Source organism: Dyadobacter sp. 3J3 (genome assembly GCF_009801115.1).
In the GTDB taxonomy this organism is placed as follows: Bacteria; Bacteroidota; Bacteroidia; order Cytophagales; family Spirosomataceae; genus Dyadobacter.
In genome coordinates this window covers 868,384-888,605 of record NZ_VTOL01000001.1, presented here as the reverse complement: position 1 = coordinate 888,605, position 20,222 = coordinate 868,384, and the positions used below count along the sequence as shown (strand labels likewise).

Genomic DNA, 20,222 nt, shown 5'->3' with positions numbered 1-20,222 from the left:
TATCTTTGCGCCCAATGAAAATATTCAAGCTCATATTAAGTCTTTACATTTTACTATTATCGTGCTTTCCGTGCGGGGATGGGCTAGAATGTATTGGGAAAGATGAGCTGAAAATTTCTGCTTCTGCGGAACATAAGGACCATTCGCATGAAACGGAATCCTGTACGCCTTTTTGTACGTGCAGCTGTTGTGCAGCGTCCACTTTTTTTCAATATTCAGTGGCAACAATTAAGATTCCAAAAGTTGTTTTTGCTGCGGTAAGTTTTCCTGTTTACGCTGATTGTTTCCGCCCGGAACTTTCCTATTCCATTTGGCAGCCGCCGAAGATTGCCTGATAACATCTTATTTTTTGGTAAAATTTTGTGCTATTGAGCCATTGGGTTTCATGTAGAAATTTCGCCTGTTTGTTATTTGGCAATTTAAATTTTCATGTTAGATAAAATCATTCATTTCAGTATCTATAATAAATTTATTATAGGGCTATTTATGCTGGCACTAATCGCTGTTGGCAGTTATTCACTTACCAATTTGCCCATTGATGCACTGCCTGATATTACCAATAATCAGGTACAGATCATTACAACTTCCCCCACGCTGGCAACGCAGGAAGTTGAACAATTTATTACCTATCCGATCGAACTGGCTGTAAAATCAATTCCCAAAATTGTAGAATTAAGATCGGTAAGCCGCTTTGGACTTAGTGTTGTTACGATTGTTTTTGAAGAAAATGCGGATATATATTGGGCCCGCGCACAGATTTCGGAACGTCTGAAAGAGGCAGAAAGTAAAATTCCGAAAGGCTTGGGAAACCCGGAACTGGCGCCGATAAGTACCGGGCTCGGCGAGATTTATCAATATGTAGTTTTTCCTCAAAAAGGTTTTGAAAAGCAATATTCAGCTACGGAATTAAGAACAATTCAGGATTGGATCATTCGTCCGCAGTTGATCGGAACGCCAGGCGTGGCAGAAGTTAATACCCTTGGCGGAAGTCTGAAACAATACGAAATCGCGATAGAACCGGATAAATTGAAAGCGATGAATACTACCATCGCCGAAATTCTGGATGCGCTGGAATTGAATAATGAAAATACCGGCGGCGCTTACATTGACAAAAAACCATACGCTTATTTTATCCGTGGAATTGGAATGGTCAACGGGATTGATGCGATCAATAAAATCGTAATCAAAACAAAAAATGAAATCCCGATTTTAATCCGTGATGTTGCCACCGTTCAAATCGGCAGTAGTATTCGATATGGGGCCGTAACAAAAGATGGAAAAGGGGAAGAAGTAAGCGGAATGGTGATGATGCTGAAAGGCGAAAACAGCGCCGAAGTAGTTTCGTGGGTCAAGGAAAAAATGGAACAGATTAAGAAATCTTTGCCAAAAGGTGTTTCCATTGAAGCTTTTGTTGACCGGACAAAACTGGTTAACCGCGCCATTGGAACGGTTGAAAGAAACCTTCTGGAAGGTGCTTTAATTGTCGTTTTTGTCTTGATTCTACTGATCGGAAATCTTCGGGCGGGTTTAATTGTGGCTTCGGTTATTCCTCTTTCGTTATTGTTTGCAGTCAGTATGATGCATTTATTTGGTGTTTCCGGAAATCTGATGTCGCTTGGTGCTATTGATTTTGGGCTGATTGTTGACGGCGCTGTGATCATCGTTGAATCGATTATTCACAGGTTGCAGATTAGTGTCAAAGGGAAATTAACATCGCAGGAAATGGATGCGGAGATTTACGAAGCTTCTGCGAAAATTCGTAGCAGCGCTGCTTTTGGAGAAATTATTATCCTGATTGTATACCTGCCGATTTTGGCACTTGTGGGTATTGAAGGCAAAATGTTTGGTCCGATGGCACAAACGGTTTCATTTGCAATCCTGGGTGCGTTCATTCTTTCTCTTACCTATATTCCCATGATGACTGCGCTGGTTTTGAAAAAACAAACGGGCCATAAAATCAATATCAGTGACAAGATCATTCATTTTATTCAGCAAATTTATCAACCGCTACTAGCCCAATCATTACGATTTAAAGGATTAGTATTGTCAGTTGCTGTGATTCTTCTGGCAATTTCGGCTTTCATTTTCAACTCTCTGGGAGGTGAATTTATTCCAACGCTCGACGAAGGTGATATCGCTACAAATCTGGTCATTGCACCCGGAAGTTCACTGTCCCAGGAAATTGAAGCAACTACAAAAGCAGAACAAATTCTGAAAGCCAAATTTCCGGAAGTAAAAATGATCGTGACCAAAATTGGCAGTTCCGAAATTCCGACCGATCCGATGCCGATGGAAGTAGGCGATATGATTATCATTTTGAAAGATAAAAAAGACTGGACTTCGGCGAAAACGAAGGAAGAATTAATGGACAAAATGTCAGAAGCACTGGAAGCAATTCCTGGCGCTACTACCGAGTTTTCTCAGCCTATTCAAATGCGTTTCAACGAGTTAATGACAGGTGTGAGGAGTGATGTGGCCGTGAAGATTTTTGGGGAAGATCTTGAAATGCTGGTTAGCAAGGGCGATGAAGTTTTGAAAATAATTCAGGACGTAAAAGGTGTTACCGAAGCCAAAGCGGAAAGAGTTGCCGGATTGCCGCAAATAACGGTTCGTTACAATAAGGATAAGCTGGCTTTATATGGACTAAATGTTGGTGATCTTAACAAGGTGATCCGGACCGGTTTTGCCGGGGAAGTGGCTGGTGTGGTCTATGAAGGTGAAAAACGTTTTGATATGGTTGTTCGACTGGCCCAGGAAAAACGGCAGGATATTTCTAATTTGAAAACACTTTTTGTATCACTTCCATCCGGCAGTCAAATTCCGCTGGAACAGGTTGCCGATATTGCATATGAACCCGGCCCGATGCAGATCAGCCGGGAAGATGGAAAGAGAAGAATTGTGGTCGGATTTAATGTTCGTGACCGTGATGTAAAAAGTGTGATTGAAGAAATTCAACAAAAACTGGATCAAAAATTAAGTCTTCCTGCTGGTTATTATGTAACGTATGGCGGACAATTTCAAAACCTGATCCAGGCGAATGAACGTTTGGCCGTTGCGGTTCCCGTGGCTTTGCTTCTGATTTTTGTATTGCTGTTTTTCACTTTTCGCTCGGTCAGCCAGTCGCTGCTTATTTTTTCTGCTATTCCCTTTTCTGCGATCGGCGGCATATTTGCTTTGTGGATTCGGAATATGCCTTTCAGTATTTCGGCTGGTGTTGGTTTTATTGCGTTGTTTGGTGTTGCGGTGTTAAATGGAATTGTTTTAATTGGTTATTTCAATCAGCTGAAATCCGAAGGATTATCAGATATCATGCAGCGGATTAAGGAAGGAACAAGTGTGCGTCTGCGTCCTGTATTGATGACTGCGGCCGTAGCCTCGCTCGGTTTTCTCCCGATGGCGTTAAGCACAAGCGCCGGTGCTGAAGTGCAAAAACCGTTGGCAACAGTAGTGATTGGCGGTTTAATCAGTGCTACTCTGCTGACGTTGATTGTTTTACCAATTCTTTACTGGTATCTCGAAAGTAATTTAAAAATTAAGAAATCCGGTATAGCCGCTGTGATTATTTTGTTTTTGATCGGATTTGACACCAAAGCGCAGTCAGTTCCTAAATTGACTTTACAACAGGCAATTGAATTAGGATCGAGAAACAATCAGCTTATTTCTGCGGGAGAACTGGAAATAAAAATGCAATCTGAGTTAAGAGGAACTGCTTTTGATATTCCAAAAACGAATATTGGTGGTATGCTCGGGCAGTATAATACCAAAGCTTTTGACCAGAATTATGAAATTTCCCAGACTTTTAGCCCATTTCAATATGGAGCGCGGAAAGAAGTTTTAACCAGTAATCTGAAAGGCAGTCAGATCAAACTGGAACAATCTAAAAAGGAAATTACCTTCTCAATCCGGCAAAACTGGTCGACGCTTTTGTATTTGACAAAGCTGAATAATTCGTTGACAAAGCAGGATAGTATTCTTGGCCAATTTGTAAAAGCAGCCTCTCTGAGATTTCAAACCGGTGAAACTAATTTGCTGGAAAAGACAACGGCGATTACCAAACAACAGGAAATCCAGCAGCGGGTTAAACAAAATGAAAGTTTGATATCAGTAGAAAAATCAAAAATCAGATTGCTTAGTAATCTTAAAACTGATTTTGTCATAAGTGATACTGCGTTTTCGGCCATACCGATTGGTTCTTTATTTGATACATTAACCATCAATCAAAATCCCGTTTTCCTTCATGCATTACAGCAAGTGGAGATTGCGAAAGCGAACAAAAACCTGGAAAAGGCGTTGCTAATGCCAGATTTTACAGCCGGATACTTTATTCAGTCGCTTACCGGGAACCAGGATATTAGCGGGCGGAATATTAATTATAATGGCGTCCCGCGTTTTCAGGGTTTTAAGGCTGGTATTGCAATTCCGGTTTTTTCAAAGAGTTACCGATCAAAAGTCCGGGCTGCGGAAACCAATATTCAGCTTCAACAAAAAAATCTGGACTATCTTCAGTCGCAGCTTCAAAATCAATATCAGCAGCAGCTTACTCAGCTTTATACCTATCAATCGCTGATCGAATATTACCAAACTTCGGCTATTCCGAACGCACGGACGATTTCTATCAATGCTTCCAAAAGTTATCAGAGTGGTGAAATATCCTATGTAGAATACCTTCAGGGCATTCAGACAGCGCTTGATATTGATATAAATTATCTGAAAGCGATTGCAGATTTCAACCAGGCTTTTGTGAGCCTGCAATATTTATTAAATCAATAGTTGAAAATCATGAAAAGGAAAACCATTATATATTTTAATATTTTGCTGGCATTTTTGGCAGTGCAGTTTCTGTTTTCCTGTAAAAATACCTCTGACGAAAAAACGGAGGAACGGGAAAAACCTAAAACTGAAGAAAAGACCCAGGAACCGGAAAATAAGGAAGTAGCACTTACACAGGCACAATATGACGCTTCCGATATTGTACTGGGAACATTTGAAAGTAAAAATTTGAGCGAAGTAATCAATGCCAATGGGTATACCAAATTACCTCCACAAAATCAGGCAGACGTTTCTGTTTTTATGGCGGGTATTGTTAAGTCGATCAGAGTGATTGAAGGAGAGTTCGTTAAAGCCGGACAAACCATTGCTATCTTGGAAAGTCCGGAATTTACCAGACTTCAGGAATCTTTTCTTATTTCAAAAAGCAATACCGAGTTTTTAGCTGCTGAATTTGAAAGACAAAAAACATTGTCGGACGAAAATGTAAATGCGAAAAAGGCTTTTCAAAAAACGAAGGCAGATTTTGAAACCGAAAAGGCGCGTTACAATTCTCTTCAAAAACAATTAAATATACTGCATATCAATGTATCCGGGTCGGGGAATATTGTATCAACGGTTGCTGTGACGGCTCCAATTTCTGGTTATATCACGGAGGTTAATATCAAGATCGGAAGTAATGTCCAGCCGGGAAATTCGCTTTTCAGTATTGTTGATAATACGAAAATGCATGTAGATTTACTCGTTTATGAAAAGGATTTGCAAAAGGTAAAACCGGATCAAACGGTTCGTTTTGTCCTGACAAATCAGGATAATGCAGAAATTCATGGTAAGATTTTTAGTGTAGGAAAGGCCTTCGAGAATGAGACGAAATCCGTCGCCGTTCATGCTGACATACTGAACGACAAGCAGATACTGATTCCTGGAATGTATGTAAATGCACTTATTGATATTGGTAAAAACAAAGTAAATGCCTTACCCGTCGATGCCGTAATCAAAGCGGATGGCCGGGAATTTATTTTTGTTTTGGAAGATGAAAAGGCGGAACCGGAGAAAAACGAGAGCGTTGAAAAGTTATATCATTTCCAGCGAATAGAAGTAAAATCGGGGACAACCCAACTGGGATATGTTCAGGTGACTCCCTTACAGGTTTTGGAAAAAAATGCTAAAATTGTTCTAAAAGGAGCTTATTATATTCAAAGTCATCTCCTTAAAAGTGATGGAGGTGGTGGGCATGAACATTAAGTTTTGTTAACATGTTGATAAGATGTAAAGGAGGAAATTATGTACAGTATTATTACAGCAGCAGTATTATTAGGTTTGGTGCACGCGCTCATTCCAAACCACTGGCTTCCATTGGTAGCAGTGGCGAAATCTGAAAAATGGGAGCGTCCTGAGCTGTTAAGTGTTGCTTTTATTATAGCATTAGCTCATGTTGCCGGCACCGTAGCATTGGGTATAATTCTGGGAATTATCGGAACAAGGCTGGCTGGGAAATACAATGAATTCGTAGATATCATCGCACCGGTTCTGCTGATTATTTTTGGTTTGATCTACTTTTCCGTCAACCTTCCTCATCATCATCACGGCGCGCAGGAAGACGTAAAACAGTATGAGAAATCACGGACACGGTGGATTCTTATTTTAGTCGGAATCATGTTTTTATCACCTTGTCTGGAAGTAGAAAGCCTATTTCTTTCTGCGGGGGCTTTCGGAGTAAAAGGCGTTTTACTCCTCGCTGCTGCTTATGCGATTACCAGCATTGTAGGAATTATAAGTCTGGTGATGCTTGCTTTTAAGGGAATTCATCTGGTAGACACTCATTTTATTGAACACAATGAAAAGCGGATCACCGGAGTTATTCTGATTCTGGTCGGTATTATTACTTTTTTCCTTCATTAATATAATAAGGCTAAGTTCCAAATGCTTGTGCAAAGGAACTTAGCTTATAATATTTTCACAGCCTTTATTTTATCGTACTTATGCAATAGATTGAAATGCTTCAACCTTATTCATAAGGTCTACTACATTGGTTACCTGCATTTTACGGTAAATTTTAAATTTTACCGTACTGATCGTGGAAGGTGCTAGTTTTAATTCGCGGGCAATTTCGGCAGTTCGGAATCCTTTTAAAAGCAATTGCATAATTTCCGATTCACGAACAGAAAGTAAATTTACAAGATCGTTCTCAACGATTCCTTTCAATAAAAAATCTGTAAGCCCGTCGTCCATATATTTCCTGCCTTTGATAATCGTATTAAATGCAGACTGGAATTCATGTTTTGACATCGTTTTAAGACAAATTCCGTCAACTCCCTTTTTTAGATAAGGAAGAGCCCATACTTTTTCATTTTCCTCTCCCAGGACAAGAATCTTCACGGAAGGCTGAATCCGTCTGATTCCTTCAAAACTATTTAAATTCGTTAGATTAGACAGGCGAATGTCAACGATAAGTACATCAAAATAGGATTTTCTCAAAACAGTGGGGATACTTTCCCAGCTATCTGCTTCTTCAATATATACGTTGCTCACATATTCTTTAATGGAAGCGGCGATACCCAGTCTGAAAAAGTCATTTTTAATTAAAATTAATATGCGTGTCATTTTAGTGCTGATTATAAGTGTTTGGAAATTGAATAACTCTTTTCGTAATTTTTGCTGTCAATCATTACTGCTGTTAACCATTATTGTGGGTTCAATTGGATAGTAGCAGATTGCGGACGACTTCGTTAATTTTAGTTGTAACAATGATACTTCCGGGAATTATTGGTTTTCCCGTTATCAGATTAAGTTTTTCCAGCCATTCACCACTTTCAGAAGTGTAGAGGATGATTCTTAATGCCGGTTTGCTTTTTTGGAGATAACCCAGGAAATCAAGAACCTCCATATCCGGAACATTGAGGCGGACAATTAGCAAATTATTAACATCTTCTGTCAAAGGTGTTTTTTTTCCAAATGCCAGTTTCCTGAAAACATCGCTAATGCCTACGGCTTCTTCTATGCATACTTCTTCTTTATATACCTGTAACATATCAACCAGTTTGGTGTGCGTGTTGCTTTGCAGGTCATAAGCAAGAAGTCGTTTCATAACGGTCTAATTTTTTATTAAAGTTCGGGACACCGTTATTTACAAAAAGATGACTGTGGTTGAAGGCAGCTTAGATCAATGACAGGATTCCTTGATGAGGGTAAGGTAAATTTCATTTTGCCAGGGGCTATTTGAATCACAAATGAATGTGGTTCAAATAGCTCTTGTTTCTGGCATTAGTGTGTGTGCAGCGCAGCCGGATGTGAGTATTTATTTTTTCTCATAGATGTGTGTGTTAAATTGTTTGTGATAGTGCTTATTACTAAACCAAATCTAAGGGAGATTTTTAGATGTATTTGTCGAGATCAAATTTTCATTTTGTAGAAATATCTCTATGTCATTTCTATTGTTTTTGTCGCTGAATCTGCTAAATAAGAAATAGAAATTTTATATTAAAACATAGAGATCTGTTTTAATGGCCTGTATTTGAGATAGAAGGCACAGAGGAATATCAAGTGGGGGCAAATAAAAAAAGCCATGTCATGAAACACGGCATATAGAATTTTTTAACTTTAATCAGAAATTTTTCAATAGAGAAACCTTCTTAGACAATTCAATTTCGTCAGACACTTCAAGTTTATCAAATATTCTGCGCTTGTATGTGCTGATGGTATTTTCTTTGACCTTTAAAATCGATGCAATTTCTTTTGTCCATTTACCTTCCGTTAAAAGCTGCATGACCAACATTTCACGTGGTGATAAAGTCATGATTGGATTTTTGAGTTTTTTGGAGTTACTGTCTCCCAGATTATTCAACAAGGTTTGCTGAATACGATAACTTACATATTTTCCTTTGTTCATCAGGGCTTTGTAAGCAGCCTGAAATTCATCTTGCGATGCCTGTTTGGAGAGAAATCCATCTGCACCTGCCTGCATATACGGTAAAGCATAAACCTGTTCGTCATACCCTGAATGTATCAGGATTACGATATCAGGCTGCCTTTCGCGTACCATTTCCATCATTCTGATGTTTTCTCCACCCGGAATGTCAATATCGAGGATCAATAAATCAAATTTTTCTTTATCCAGTAATGTCAATCCTACCGGAAAACTATCGGATTGCGTCACATTTGCTTTGGGATCTGTTTCTGAAATCAAATGCCCAAGACCCATTCGGATTAAAGGATGATCCTCAATAATTAAAATATTCATAGAATAGTGCAGGTATAGTTTAAGTACAAATCTAATTATTATATATGGGTTTAGATATCGAAACATATCTACAAAAGGTATCCACTTTGTGGTAATTTGGTAGTAAATATTTTCGTAATTTTTATCTGGATAATCTGCTGAATTTATTTTCTATGAACTTTAAATCAACGTCAATCATTTTAAGCTTCATAAATGCGTTGCATATTTCAGAATACTATATAATATTTTGAAATATGCTGTAACAGCCAAAGTTTGTAAAAGTCCAGGTCGCTGGTTTTTAGAATTGCAAAATTTATCAGTAACGTGTATAGCACAACGTTGATATTTCATGCAAATGTATTCATTTTTGAAAGGTAAAGGAATAAAATTTTTGAGCATTAGCAAGGATTTTTTGAAACGGAATTTATTGTATGGAGTGAAGTTGGTTATATATTTAATTTTGATAATATTCTATTTAAGAGAATTAATTTATATATTAATGAATTATTTACTATGATTTATATTATCAATTGATAATATAACCAAATTTATAAAACTTGTTAAAATGTGAATAATGAGATTGTATCTGGCGTTTAAATATGATCAATGGCTCACTTTGGTTTTTAATGCCAGGAAGAATTTTAAGCCAAATCAGATTCAGAAGAATAATCCCAAATTCAATAATTATTTAATAATGAGCGTAAAACTAAACTTCTTAAGTATTTTCCTTTTTTTATTGATTTTCACTGATTTAAAAGCTACTTCACCGGATTCGATTCGTGTTACGCTGACAGAAGGAACCAACATGGCCATTGCGCTTTCACCAGATAAAAAAAGTATAGCAATGGATGTTCAGGGGACAATCTGGCTCCTGCCTGTTGATGGTGGGAAAGCGACAGCATTGACGGATGCATTGGGTGATTGCCGCCAGCCAAGCTGGTCGGCGGATGGCAATCAAATAGTGTTTCAATCTTACCGGGATGGGAATTTCCATATATGGAAAGTGACTAAAGATGGCAGCTCACTAACACAGCTGACATTCGGCATATATCATGACCGCGAGCCGCATTGGTCTCAGGCAAAAAATGAAATTGTTTTCTCTTCCGATCGAAGTGGAAATTACGATATCTGGAAAATTGACTTGGATAAAGGAAATCTTACACAGCTTACAAAAGAGCCTGGAAATGATTATTACCCTTCTTTTTCTTCTGACGGATCAAAGGTAGCTTATGTTTCGGAGCGAAGTTCGGCTTCCGGATTGTATATTCTTGAATCGGGCGGAGAGCCGAAATTGCTTGTGCACAGCAAAGAAAAGTTGTTTTCTCCGGTATGGCATCCTGGCGGGAAACAGGTGATTTTTAATAGTCTTTTACCGCAGGGAAGTCAGTTGGAATATGTTGCGATTGGCGGTGGCGACTGGCAAACTTTATCGGATAAGACTGAAGATGTATTTCCTTTTAAAGTAAGCTGGATTTCGGATACGGAATATTTATACACCGCTAATGGCCAGATTCTTCGGGCTCGTTTGGGGGAAAGGAAAACCACAAAAATTCCTTTTCAGGCCGAAGTCATTTTAAACCGTAAAAAGTATGCTGCGAAGATCCGGGATTTTGATTCGAAAAAACCGCAAACTGTTCAGGGAATAAGAAGCCCGATTGTTTCTCCAGATGGAAAAAGTATCGTTTTTACAGCCTTAGGTGATTTGTGGATTTACAAAAAAGGAGCAGAAAAACCCACCCGGATCACCAACGATATCTTTATTGATATTGATCCTGTATGGTCGCCAGATGGAAAAAAAATTGCGTATACAAGCGATAAGAAGGGGAATATGGATCTGTATGTGAGAGATCTTTTAACGGGAAAAGATACCTGCATGCTTGATGCACCTGATAATTTAAAGTTTCCTTCCTGGTCGCCTGACGGTTCGAAAATTGCTTTTTATCAGGCAGATCTGAAATCACCTGGCAAAAGTGCACTTAACATCATGGAGCTGGCAACCAATAAAAATGCTGTGATTTACGGTTCCCTTTTCGAATGTTCGCAGCCTGGCTGGACACCGGATGGAAAATCCATCATTATTTCTTCTCTTGAAGCTTATTCGACGAGGTTTAGAGAAGGACTTAATAAAATACTAATCATTCCGCTGGACAAATCTCCGTCCCGCTTTGTTTCTCCTGTGCCCGAGCGCACCCTGGCAACAAGAGGGAAAAATGGACCGGTTGTTTCTCCTGACGGTTCTAAAATTGCCTATATTCTTGATAATATTTTATGGATTGTACCGGTTGATCCTCAATTAAATATCGTTGGTCCACCCAAAAGATTGACAAATGAATTGGCCGAAGCGCCAAGCTGGTCAGGCGATTCTCAAAAAATCGTTTTTCTGGCAACGGATATTTTGAAAGAAGTATCTGTTGCTGACGGCGAAATTAAAACAATAGATATGAATTTTACCTGGCAGAAAAAACAGCCGGAAGGAAAGTTTGTTATTCATGCCGGGAAAGTTTTTAACGGTCGGTCAGACAAATATCTCGAAAACGTTGATGTTTTGATTGAAGGTAACCGAATTAGTAAAATTACACCTCACCGCAGAGGAGCTTATGGAAATTTGCAAATTATTGATGCTTCAAAACAAGTATTAATTCCAGGACTCTTTGAAATGCACACGCACCAGAATGCACAGTTGGGTGAAAGTGGCGGCAGACTTTGGTTGGCTTATGGAATTACTTCTATCCGTGAACCGGGTACCGATCCCTATGATGCGCTGGAACGAAAGGAATCCTGGAACAGTGGAAAAAGAATGGGGCCACGTACATTTTTTACGGGCGGGCATATGGAAGGAAGCCGGGTGTACTACAACCGTAGTACGAGTAATGTAGGTGGCGGACAGCTGGATCTGGAATTAAATCGGGCAGTAAAACTGGGTTATGACCTGATAAAAACCTATGTGGGCTTACCGGATAATCTTCAGAAACGAGTGACCGAATTTGCTCACGAAAACGGTTTGCCGGTGACGTCACACGAGATTTATCCCGCAGTGGGAAATGGTGTGGATGGCGTGGAACATATCGGTGCAACGAGCAGAAGAGGTTATTCACCAAAACTTACGGCGATGAATAACACTTATCAGGATGTGCAGCAACTTCTTATCAAATCGGGAATGTATATCACACCTACTGTTTCACTTCATGGCGGTTTTTTTGCTTTGGCCAAAAATGATACCACTTTTTTTAGTCATTGGCAGTACGGGAATTTCTATACTGAAAAGTTAAAAACGGATCTTCTGGGATCGGCTTCCAGAATGAGTGAAAGTACTTATTCCAATGTTGAAAAAACGCTCTATAATCTTGTCAAATCAGGGGCAAAGGTTACTCTGGGAACAGATTCGCCGATTATTCCTTCGGGATTAAGCTATCATGCTGAATTACAATCGTGGGTTAAAGCCGGCCTTTCGCCATTTGAAACTTTACGGGCCGCCACTTTATGGTCTGCGCAAGAAATAGGTGTGGAAAAAGATCTGGGAACAATTGAGCCGGGTAAATTGGCTGATATACTGATAATTGATGGTGATCCTTTGACAAATATTAAGGATATGCTAAACATCAATGGTGTATATAAAAATGGAGAATTCTTTGATTTGAAAAAATTAAAAACTGGTTTTTGATCAATTTGGGTTATACCATGTCGGATTTTTTTGAAATGAGGTCGTAGATCCGGAATGGCATAATTATTGCGCTTTCAGGATATTTTGCATCATATTTTACTCACTGTAACTCATTTATGCTGAGTAAGTCTGTACACAAGAATTCCCCACAATGATTTTTTTTGTATACTGCTTTTTAGGAGGTTTACAATCATTCATGCTGGCATAATTGTTATAATTGATGCAAGCAAATCCCATCGAAGGCAATTGCAAATGTGGATTAACAATTCGTATTCCCTTTTTCTCTAAATTTTTAATGGTGGATTTTTAGTCAGGCCTACTTCGCGATATGGTTTGATTTAAATCTAAATTATTTGGAAGTATTATATTTTACTTCCCGTAAAAATGCGTGCTTTTTTTTCGAAATTATTACTTGTGCATCATTTCACAACAACTGACTACTGATTATTTACTTCATGACAACTATGAATCAATTACCTAAAAACTTACTATGTTTTTCGCACTTACGTTGGGATTTTGTATATCAGCGTCCACAACATCTCATGACACGTTTTTCTGAGTTTTCTGCGGTCTACTATCTTGAAGAACCAATATTTGGATCCTATGACAAAGCATTTATCAGCTTCTCTGAAAGAATGCCAAATCTTTGGGTTTGTGTACCACATTTGCCTCATGGACTGGATAAGGTGGAAATCAACAAGGAGCTTAAATTTTTGTTAAATATATTTTTTGTCAATCGGGACCTCAAGGATTTTATTTTTTGGTATTATACACCAATGGCTCTTGAATTTTCGTACAAGTTTGTTCCCGGGCTGACTGTGTATGATTGTATGGATGAATTGTCGGCTTTTAAATTTGCTCCTGACGACTTAAAGGACTTGGAAAGAAGACTTTTCAACAAAGCTGACGTAGTTTTTACAGGAGGACAATCACTTTATGAAGCTAAGAAACATCAGCATTACAATATTCACCCTTTTCAAAGCAGCATTGATAAAAAGCACTTTTCAAAAGCAAGATCCAAAGATTCAGAACCTGCCGATCAGGCTTCCATTAATGGGCCTAAATTAGGGTTTTATGGCGTAATAGATGAACGTTTTGATACAGATCTGATCAAAAATATTGCCGATGCACGCCCTGATTGGCAGTTTATGCTTATCGGGCCTGTCGTGAAAATTGATCCTGCCGGACTGCCAAAAAATAAAAACATTCACTATCTGGGTTCCAAAAAGTATGATGAACTTCCGCTTTATTTGTCAGGATGGGACATCGCTTTGGTGCCATTTTTATTGAACGAATCCACAAGGTTTATAAGTCCTACCAAAACACCGGAATATCTGGCTGGTGGTAAACCGGTAGTATCTACTGCGATCCGGGATGTTGTAACGCCTTATGCCAAAAATAAACTTGTTTCCATAGGTGTGGATGCTGATGATTTTATACTTGCCATTGAAGCATTGCTGGCCAGTCCGGAAAATGAGGCCTGGCTTACCGAAGTGGATGAATTTTTGGCTGATAATTGCTGGGATAATACTTTCCGATTGATGATGGGCATTATGGCCAGTACTTATGAAAGCAAAACAGCGCAAGTTTTAGTAGCAGGTGAATAGTAGAAATGCTCACAATAAATTTTAAGAATAAATCATGTCTGATCAAAAGATCGAAAATCCTTTTAAATCGTTCTGGATGGCTGGATTTGAATGTACAGATCAATTAAATGCTTTCGGAAACCGTGTCGATTTTCTTCATGTAACTTCACATTTGGAACTTTTGAAGCAGGATTATGAAAATCTGGGGGCATTTAATATAAAAACAGTTCGTGAAGGTTTACGGTGGAGCCAGGTTGAAAAAATACCTGGTATTTACGATTTCAGTATTTTTCAAAAAATGCTGGAAACAGGCCAGGAAAATGGTATTCAGCAAATATGGGATATTTGTCATTTTGGATTTCCTGATGATTTAAGTCCTGTACATCCGCATTTTACCGGGCGATTTGCTGCTCTTTGCACTGCTTTTGCGCAATTCTATAAGTCATTAGGTTATAGCGAGCCGCTTATCGTAACCCCGATTAATGAGGTAAGTTTTATGTCCTGGCTTGGTGGTGACGTAGCCGGAACTTCTCCCTATTGCCATAACAATGGGTGGGAAGTAAAGTACTCATACATGAAGGCATATATTGCTGGTGTAAAGGCGCTTAAAGAAGTTGACCCGACTATAAGGATTCTTACCACAGAACCCTTAGTTAATGTTGTTCCAAATCTCAATGCAACGTCCCGGGAGATTGAGGATGCCAAAAACCATCACGAATTACAGTATCAATCGCTGGATATATTAAGCGGTAAAATGTGCCCGGAGTTGGGTGGGAAACCAGAATATCTGGATATTCTGGGATTCAATTATTATTACAATAATCAATGGGTTCTAAATCCGCATCAAATTTTGGGTTGGAACGATTCTGTGCCTCATCCGTATTTACGACAGCTTTCGGATTTGTTGTACGAAGCGCATTTGCGTTATGATCGCCCAATTGTTTTAGCTGAAACAAGCCATCCGGGAAAGGATCGCCCACTTTGGATCAACTATATTGCTGCACAAATTTCTAAAACAATCCGGCAGAAAATTCCCTTTTGGGGTATTTGTATTTATCCAATCATTGACCGTCCGAATTGGGATCATCTGGACGACTGGCATAATTCCGGATTGTGGGATATGAATCCGGCGATCAGTATTAAAAGTAGGATTTTGCATCAGCCTTCTGCAAAAGCATTACAGGATGCTCAGGATACTTTGTCGGTAGAATTAAATGAAGCCGTCAATCAGCAGCATTTCAGTATTAGGGTTGAAGAAATGGTTATGCTTTGAGAAATAAATAACCTGATCTATGTTGATAGTCATGTTTAATGTCACACATTATGGACCAAATATCAGAATTGCATAGCCGCATTGGCAAAATGAAAAGTGTAAAAGTTGAAGAATTTGGATGCAGTTTAATCGTGGCACCACATCCGGATGATGAAACGCTTGGTTGTGGTGGAACAGTAGCTCTAATGAGAAAAAACGGAATTCCGGTTCATTTTTTATTTGTTAGTGACGGAAGTATGTCACATCCGAATTCTAAAAAATACCCTGCCAAAAGGTTAACAAAAGTACGGGAAGAAGAAGCAAAAGTGGCTGTCTTGACACTTGGCGGAGAAGTTGATCATATGGAGTTTTTACGATTAAAAGATACCAAAGTTCCGCACGAAAACGATAATCGGTTTGAGGAAACGGTAGAGAAAATTGTAAAAATTATTGACGAAATAGAACCCCAAAGCGTATTTGTTCCCTGGCAAAAAGATCCGCATCCGGACCATCAGGCAACATGGAAAATCATGTCAGAAGCAGTAAACCGGGCAAGAATAAAACCAAGGTTTATTGAATATCCAATTTGGCTTTGGGAGCTGGGAAATCCGGAAGATTTAGAATTACTAGACCGCATGAAAAAATTTACTGTCAATATTGAAGATACTTTGGAAACGAAAAATAAAGCATTGGCAGCGCATATTTCGCAGGTTACGCATATGATTGACGATGACCCGGAAGGCTTTATGCTGACGCCGAAAGTTATTGGTCATTTTGATATTCCGCGGGAATTATTCTTTGAAACTGCTATCAAATAAAATTATGGAAAAATCGACTAGATCTCTTGATGCTGAGTTTTTTAATAAAATGTATCAGAGAAATGAAGATCCCTGGGATTTTGAAAATAGTCCTTACGAAAGGGAAAAATACGAAGCCACGCTACGTGCCATTCCAAATCCTGTTTATGAAAATGCGTTTGAGATCGGATGCTCAAACGGTATATTAAGTGAAAAATTAGCCAGACGTTGTACACATTTACTGGCTGTGGATGCCAGTGAAATTGCAACCGAAAATGCAAGAAAAAGGCTTTTGCATTATCCTTTTGTTAAAGTCCGTGAAATGATTATCCCAAAAGACTTTCCCGACGAAAGTTTTGATTTGATCTTATTTTCTGAGGTTGGGTATTTTTTAAGCGAGGAAGATCTCGGCATTGCAAAGGACAAAATTATCCATGCGCTTTTACCAAAAGGTCATTTGCTGATGGTGCATTGGACGCCAGTGGTCGAGGAATTTCCTCTAACGGGTGATGAAGTACATGAGCTTTTTATTAAATCCGCGGGAAATGAATCTGCACCTTTGTTACATTTATACGGAAGACGTGAGGATCAGTATAGGTTGGATTTGTTTGAAAAGAAAACGGAACTTTGAGTTTCGTTTTCTTTTATTGTATCCGTAAGTTTTTGATTTTTATTTTAAGTTCTGTGATCACATCTACAACGTCCATTTTAGGCCAGGTTTTGATCCATTCCCCCTTTTCCAATTCTTCCTCAATTTTTTCCCAGAACACCCCAAAATAAATCTCTCTCGAAACCTGAGATATCAGCCATGATACATCCAGTTTGAGAATTTCGGCAACAACATTGAGCATATGTAAATGAGCCTGTTTTTGACAGCAATCACTATTCCAGTATTGGCGAAGAAGTCTTTTAGCCATTAATTTTTTAAATAAAGCACCTGCTTGTTCTACTAAAACGGGATCATTCGCTTCATTCATTTCTCCCCATTGTTTTAACTGGATTGAAAATCCAAAATCAACCCGGCCCTTGATGCGGGTAGAAGTAATAACCTTAACCAACGGGCTTAATCTGATTTTAGCATCAATTCTGGTCAGTGCTCTATGAAATGCCATATCTTCCAGAAATGGCACTACAGGGAGCCTTCCAGATAAGTCATAAATGCTACAAGTAACGGCGAAACTGGCTCCAAAACACTGATAATGCCTTGGCCACGGATCATTTGCGACAGGATCTAATAGTGCTTCTGCTTTGGAAACCAGATGTTTGTAGGTTACATCCCGAAGATAATAAATCCGTGAAAGACTGTTTTCCGGACGGGTAAGAATTCTTCCGCCCACGACGTCATTTCCTTTTTTTATTTCTTCAATGGTGTTAAAAACCCAGTTTTTATCCACTTCGCTATCACTATCGGTGCTTGCAATAATTCCTTGCGGCCTGTTCAATAACGTGAAGCGGTTATAGGCAGCATCCATCAAAAGTCTGCGAACGGTGCCTATATGGGCGACGTCCTGTGCAAGCTGGATTTCTTCAATATGAAGGCTGAATTCCGGGAATGTTTTCTGATAAGTTCTTGCAGATTCTGCCGAATCATCCGTACAGTTGTTTGCTAAAAGCAACACTTCGTATTCTGAATATGGGAGTTGGAATCCTTCGTTATCTTTTTGATGACGAAGTGCTTCCAGTGTCTTAAATAAATTGTCCTGCTCATTTCTTACCGGTAAAATAACGGATAATTTAAGATGCTGAGAAGGTGGTATGGTATAAAATAAAGATGATGCCATAACAGGCTCATATTCTGCTGTTTCCTCAGAAAAAGTTTGTACCATAAATTAGTTAAAAAATTAAATTGAGAGATATCTGCTCATGAAAATTATAACCGTATGGCATAATTTTGACAAGTATTTGTAAAAACTATGCCAAAATATTTTTCCTCTTTTTCCGCTGATTCTGAAAAAAAGTGGGAAGATTGGCCGGATGGCTGGATTATCTTTCGGCATACTTTTTGATTGTAAATCCCGAATTTATTGTCTGTTGTATGATTGTTAAATATCAGGAAAACGGCTGGAATATTATCACCCAGCGAGCACACGGGCTTTTGGCCGGACAAATTTGTTATAACTGGCGAGATAAGCTTCGCCCTGAAATCTGGATGGAAACAGTGGTAGCCACCATTGAGCATGATGATGCATTTAACGAGTTTGCGTCGGATGAAAATCTGCTTAATGATAATGGTGGGCCGTTAAATTTCAAAATGAGGAAATTTGAGGAAAAGAGGTGTCAACAATTGCTTCTAATGGCACTTTCGAAAAGTAGCTATATCGGATTGCTGATTTCCCGCCACATTCAGTTTTTGTACGCAAATTCGGAGGATAAGATTGCTAAAAAATATTGTCAGGATTTGAAAAAAACAGACAAAAAATGGATTAAAGTTGCGGCTTGCAGCGAAGAAGAAGTAATCTATGCTTATGCTATTCTGCAATGGTGTGATGCCCTTTCTTTACTTATTTGTCAGCAATTGATTCAGCCGGAAAATCGGAAAATTGAAGTTGCTACCGGCCCGGATAGCCAATGTTATATGTTACAAGCGTTAAGAGAAAGTGAACTTACGGTAGATCCGTGGCCATTCGAATCCGAAATTTTTGAGATACACTATGAATCGAAGACTATTTCACAACTTGAATTTAAAAGTGAAAATGAATTCCGAAATTTGCTAATGAATACTACACCGGATTTACATCGTTACCAGTTGGCTAGGCACTAAATATCAGAGAATTGTATTAATTTGGTGTAGTGAAATTATTCATTTAACTTATGATAATTTTAAATCAATCACATCACTAATAATATAAATATGGCCCTTCCTGATATTTTTACAAAAGCGGTAACAGATAAACTTATAGAGCGGATTGATATGCTTACAGGCGAAAGTCAGCCATTATGGGGGAAAATGTCTGGTGCACAAATGCTTGCTCATTGCTGCGTTTCTTATGAATATGTCTATGATAACACGCACAAGCCTCCCGGGAAGCTCATGAAGTTTATTCTGAAAATGTTTGTAAAAGATAAGGTAACTACTGAAATTCCATACAAAAGAAATAGCGCTACTGCACCAGATTTTATTATCAAAGGTGATAGGAATTTTGAAAAGGAGAAAGTTAGATTAACCGATTACGTCAGAAAAACACAGGACTTGGGAGCTAATTTTTTTGATGGAAAAGAATCTCACTCATTTGGAAAACTAACTATCCAGGAATGGAATAATATGTTTTACAAACATCTGGATCACCATTTGACTCAATTTGGGGTTTAGATTTTATGTAATTCGATCTAACATTAGACATACTATTTTCCAGTCGTATGCTGAGATAATTGTTCATTTCCCACGGAATAAATTCCGCAGTTGTCATATGGGTCGTGCCTCTGGCACTATGGATAATTTTGAATTCCTGTGGTATATTGAAATTGTTTCGTTCATTTTCCACGGAATAAATTCCGCGGCTATCATGTCGGTCGTGGCTCTGTCACTATGGATAATTCTGTATTCCCGTGGTATGTTATAATCGTTTCGTTTATTTTCCACGGAATAAATTCCGCGGCTATCATATCGGTCGTGCATCTGGCACTGTGGATAATTTTGAATTTCCGAGGTATGTTGTAATCGTTTCGTTTATTTTCCACGGAATAAATTCCGCGGCTATCATATCGGTCGTGCCTCTGGCACTGTGGATAATTTTGAATTCCCGTGGTATGTTGAAATCGTTTCGTTTATTTTCCACGGAATAAATTCCGCGGCTATCATATCGGTCGTGCCTCTGGCACTGTGGATAATTTTGAATTCCCGTGGTATGTTGAAATCGTTTCGTTTATTTTCCACGGAATAAATTCCGCGGCTATCATGTCGGTCGTGCCTCTGGCACTGTGGATAATTTTGAATTTCCGT

15 protein-coding genes are annotated in these 20,222 nt (G+C 38.8%); 11 read left to right on the top strand and 4 right to left on the bottom strand.

Annotation, left to right across the window (positions count from 1 at the left end):
* Window positions 1-14 precede the first annotated feature (14 nt).
* The 4 genes from FZF08_RS03785 (at window position 15) to FZF08_RS03770 (ending at window position 6,669) form a co-directional block, all read left to right on the top strand.
* Window positions 15-335, top strand: coding sequence for a DUF6660 family protein (locus tag FZF08_RS03785; protein WP_159467261.1), 321 nt, complete (start codon window positions 15-17; stop codon window positions 333-335).
* A gap of 94 nt (window positions 336-429) precedes the next feature.
* A complete protein-coding gene (locus FZF08_RS03780; protein ID WP_159467260.1) occupies window positions 430-4,770 on the top strand; it encodes a CusA/CzcA family heavy metal efflux RND transporter in 4,341 nt (1,446 codons plus the stop codon).
* A 9-nt stretch (window positions 4,771-4,779) separates the two neighbouring features.
* A complete protein-coding gene (locus FZF08_RS03775; protein ID WP_159467259.1) occupies window positions 4,780-6,012 on the top strand; it encodes an efflux RND transporter periplasmic adaptor subunit in 1,233 nt (410 codons plus the stop codon).
* A gap of 39 nt (window positions 6,013-6,051) precedes the next feature.
* Complete coding sequence (locus tag FZF08_RS03770) at window positions 6,052-6,669, top strand: hypothetical protein (RefSeq protein WP_159467258.1); 618 nt, start codon at window positions 6,052-6,054, stop codon at window positions 6,667-6,669.
* A gap of 78 nt (window positions 6,670-6,747) precedes the next feature.
* Here FZF08_RS03770 and FZF08_RS03765 read toward each other — a convergent pair whose 3' ends face one another.
* From FZF08_RS03765 to FZF08_RS03755, 3 genes are all read right to left on the bottom strand, one after another.
* Window positions 6,748-7,371 (bottom strand): response regulator transcription factor, encoded by a 624-nt coding sequence (locus FZF08_RS03765; RefSeq protein WP_159467257.1) that lies wholly within the window; start codon window positions 7,369-7,371, stop codon window positions 6,748-6,750.
* Between the two features lie 91 nt (window positions 7,372-7,462).
* Entirely contained in the window at window positions 7,463-7,855 is a 393-nt protein-coding gene (locus tag FZF08_RS03760) for a hypothetical protein (protein WP_159467256.1), read from the bottom strand.
* Window positions 7,856-8,371: 516 nt separating this feature from the next.
* The gene (locus tag FZF08_RS03755; RefSeq protein ID WP_159467255.1) at window positions 8,372-9,007 is read right to left on the bottom strand and encodes a response regulator transcription factor; all 636 of its coding nucleotides are present in this window, start codon (window positions 9,005-9,007) and stop codon (window positions 8,372-8,374) included.
* Window positions 9,008-9,680: 673 nt separating this feature from the next.
* Here FZF08_RS03755 and FZF08_RS03750 point away from each other — a divergent pair.
* The 5 genes from FZF08_RS03750 (at window position 9,681) to FZF08_RS03730 (ending at window position 16,913) form a co-directional block, all read left to right on the top strand.
* Window positions 9,681-12,647, top strand: a complete 2,967-nt coding sequence (locus FZF08_RS03750; protein ID WP_159467333.1) for a DPP IV N-terminal domain-containing protein — start codon at window positions 9,681-9,683, stop codon at window positions 12,645-12,647.
* A gap of 464 nt (window positions 12,648-13,111) precedes the next feature.
* Complete coding sequence (locus FZF08_RS03745) at window positions 13,112-14,254, top strand: glycosyltransferase family 1 protein (protein WP_200837018.1); 1,143 nt, start codon at window positions 13,112-13,114, stop codon at window positions 14,252-14,254.
* A 34-nt stretch (window positions 14,255-14,288) separates the two neighbouring features.
* Window positions 14,289-15,506 carry an amine oxidase gene (locus FZF08_RS03740; RefSeq protein ID WP_159467253.1) on the top strand — a complete coding sequence of 406 codons (1,218 nt, stop codon included), beginning with the start codon at window positions 14,289-14,291 and terminating at the stop codon, window positions 15,504-15,506.
* A 50-nt stretch (window positions 15,507-15,556) separates the two neighbouring features.
* The gene (locus FZF08_RS03735; protein ID WP_229216401.1) at window positions 15,557-16,303 is read left to right on the top strand and encodes a PIG-L deacetylase family protein; all 747 of its coding nucleotides are present in this window, start codon (window positions 15,557-15,559) and stop codon (window positions 16,301-16,303) included.
* A 4-nt stretch (window positions 16,304-16,307) separates the two neighbouring features.
* The gene (locus tag FZF08_RS03730; protein ID WP_159467252.1) at window positions 16,308-16,913 is read left to right on the top strand and encodes a class I SAM-dependent methyltransferase; all 606 of its coding nucleotides are present in this window, start codon (window positions 16,308-16,310) and stop codon (window positions 16,911-16,913) included.
* Window positions 16,914-16,926: 13 nt separating this feature from the next.
* Here the strand turns inward: FZF08_RS03730 and FZF08_RS03725 are convergent, their stop codons facing one another.
* Window positions 16,927-18,108 (bottom strand): glycosyltransferase family 2 protein, encoded by a 1,182-nt coding sequence (locus FZF08_RS03725; protein ID WP_159467251.1) that lies wholly within the window; start codon window positions 18,106-18,108, stop codon window positions 16,927-16,929.
* Window positions 18,109-18,239: 131 nt separating this feature from the next.
* Here FZF08_RS03725 and FZF08_RS03720 point away from each other — a divergent pair, with 131 nt between their 5' ends.
* Together FZF08_RS03720 and FZF08_RS03715 are read left to right on the top strand one after the other, a co-directional pair.
* Window positions 18,240-19,043, top strand: a complete 804-nt coding sequence (locus tag FZF08_RS03720; RefSeq protein WP_159467250.1) for a DUF3891 family protein — start codon at window positions 18,240-18,242, stop codon at window positions 19,041-19,043.
* A gap of 90 nt (window positions 19,044-19,133) precedes the next feature.
* Window positions 19,134-19,592 (top strand): DUF1569 domain-containing protein, encoded by a 459-nt coding sequence (locus FZF08_RS03715; RefSeq protein WP_159467249.1) that lies wholly within the window; start codon window positions 19,134-19,136, stop codon window positions 19,590-19,592.
* Window positions 19,593-20,222 lie beyond the last annotated feature (630 nt).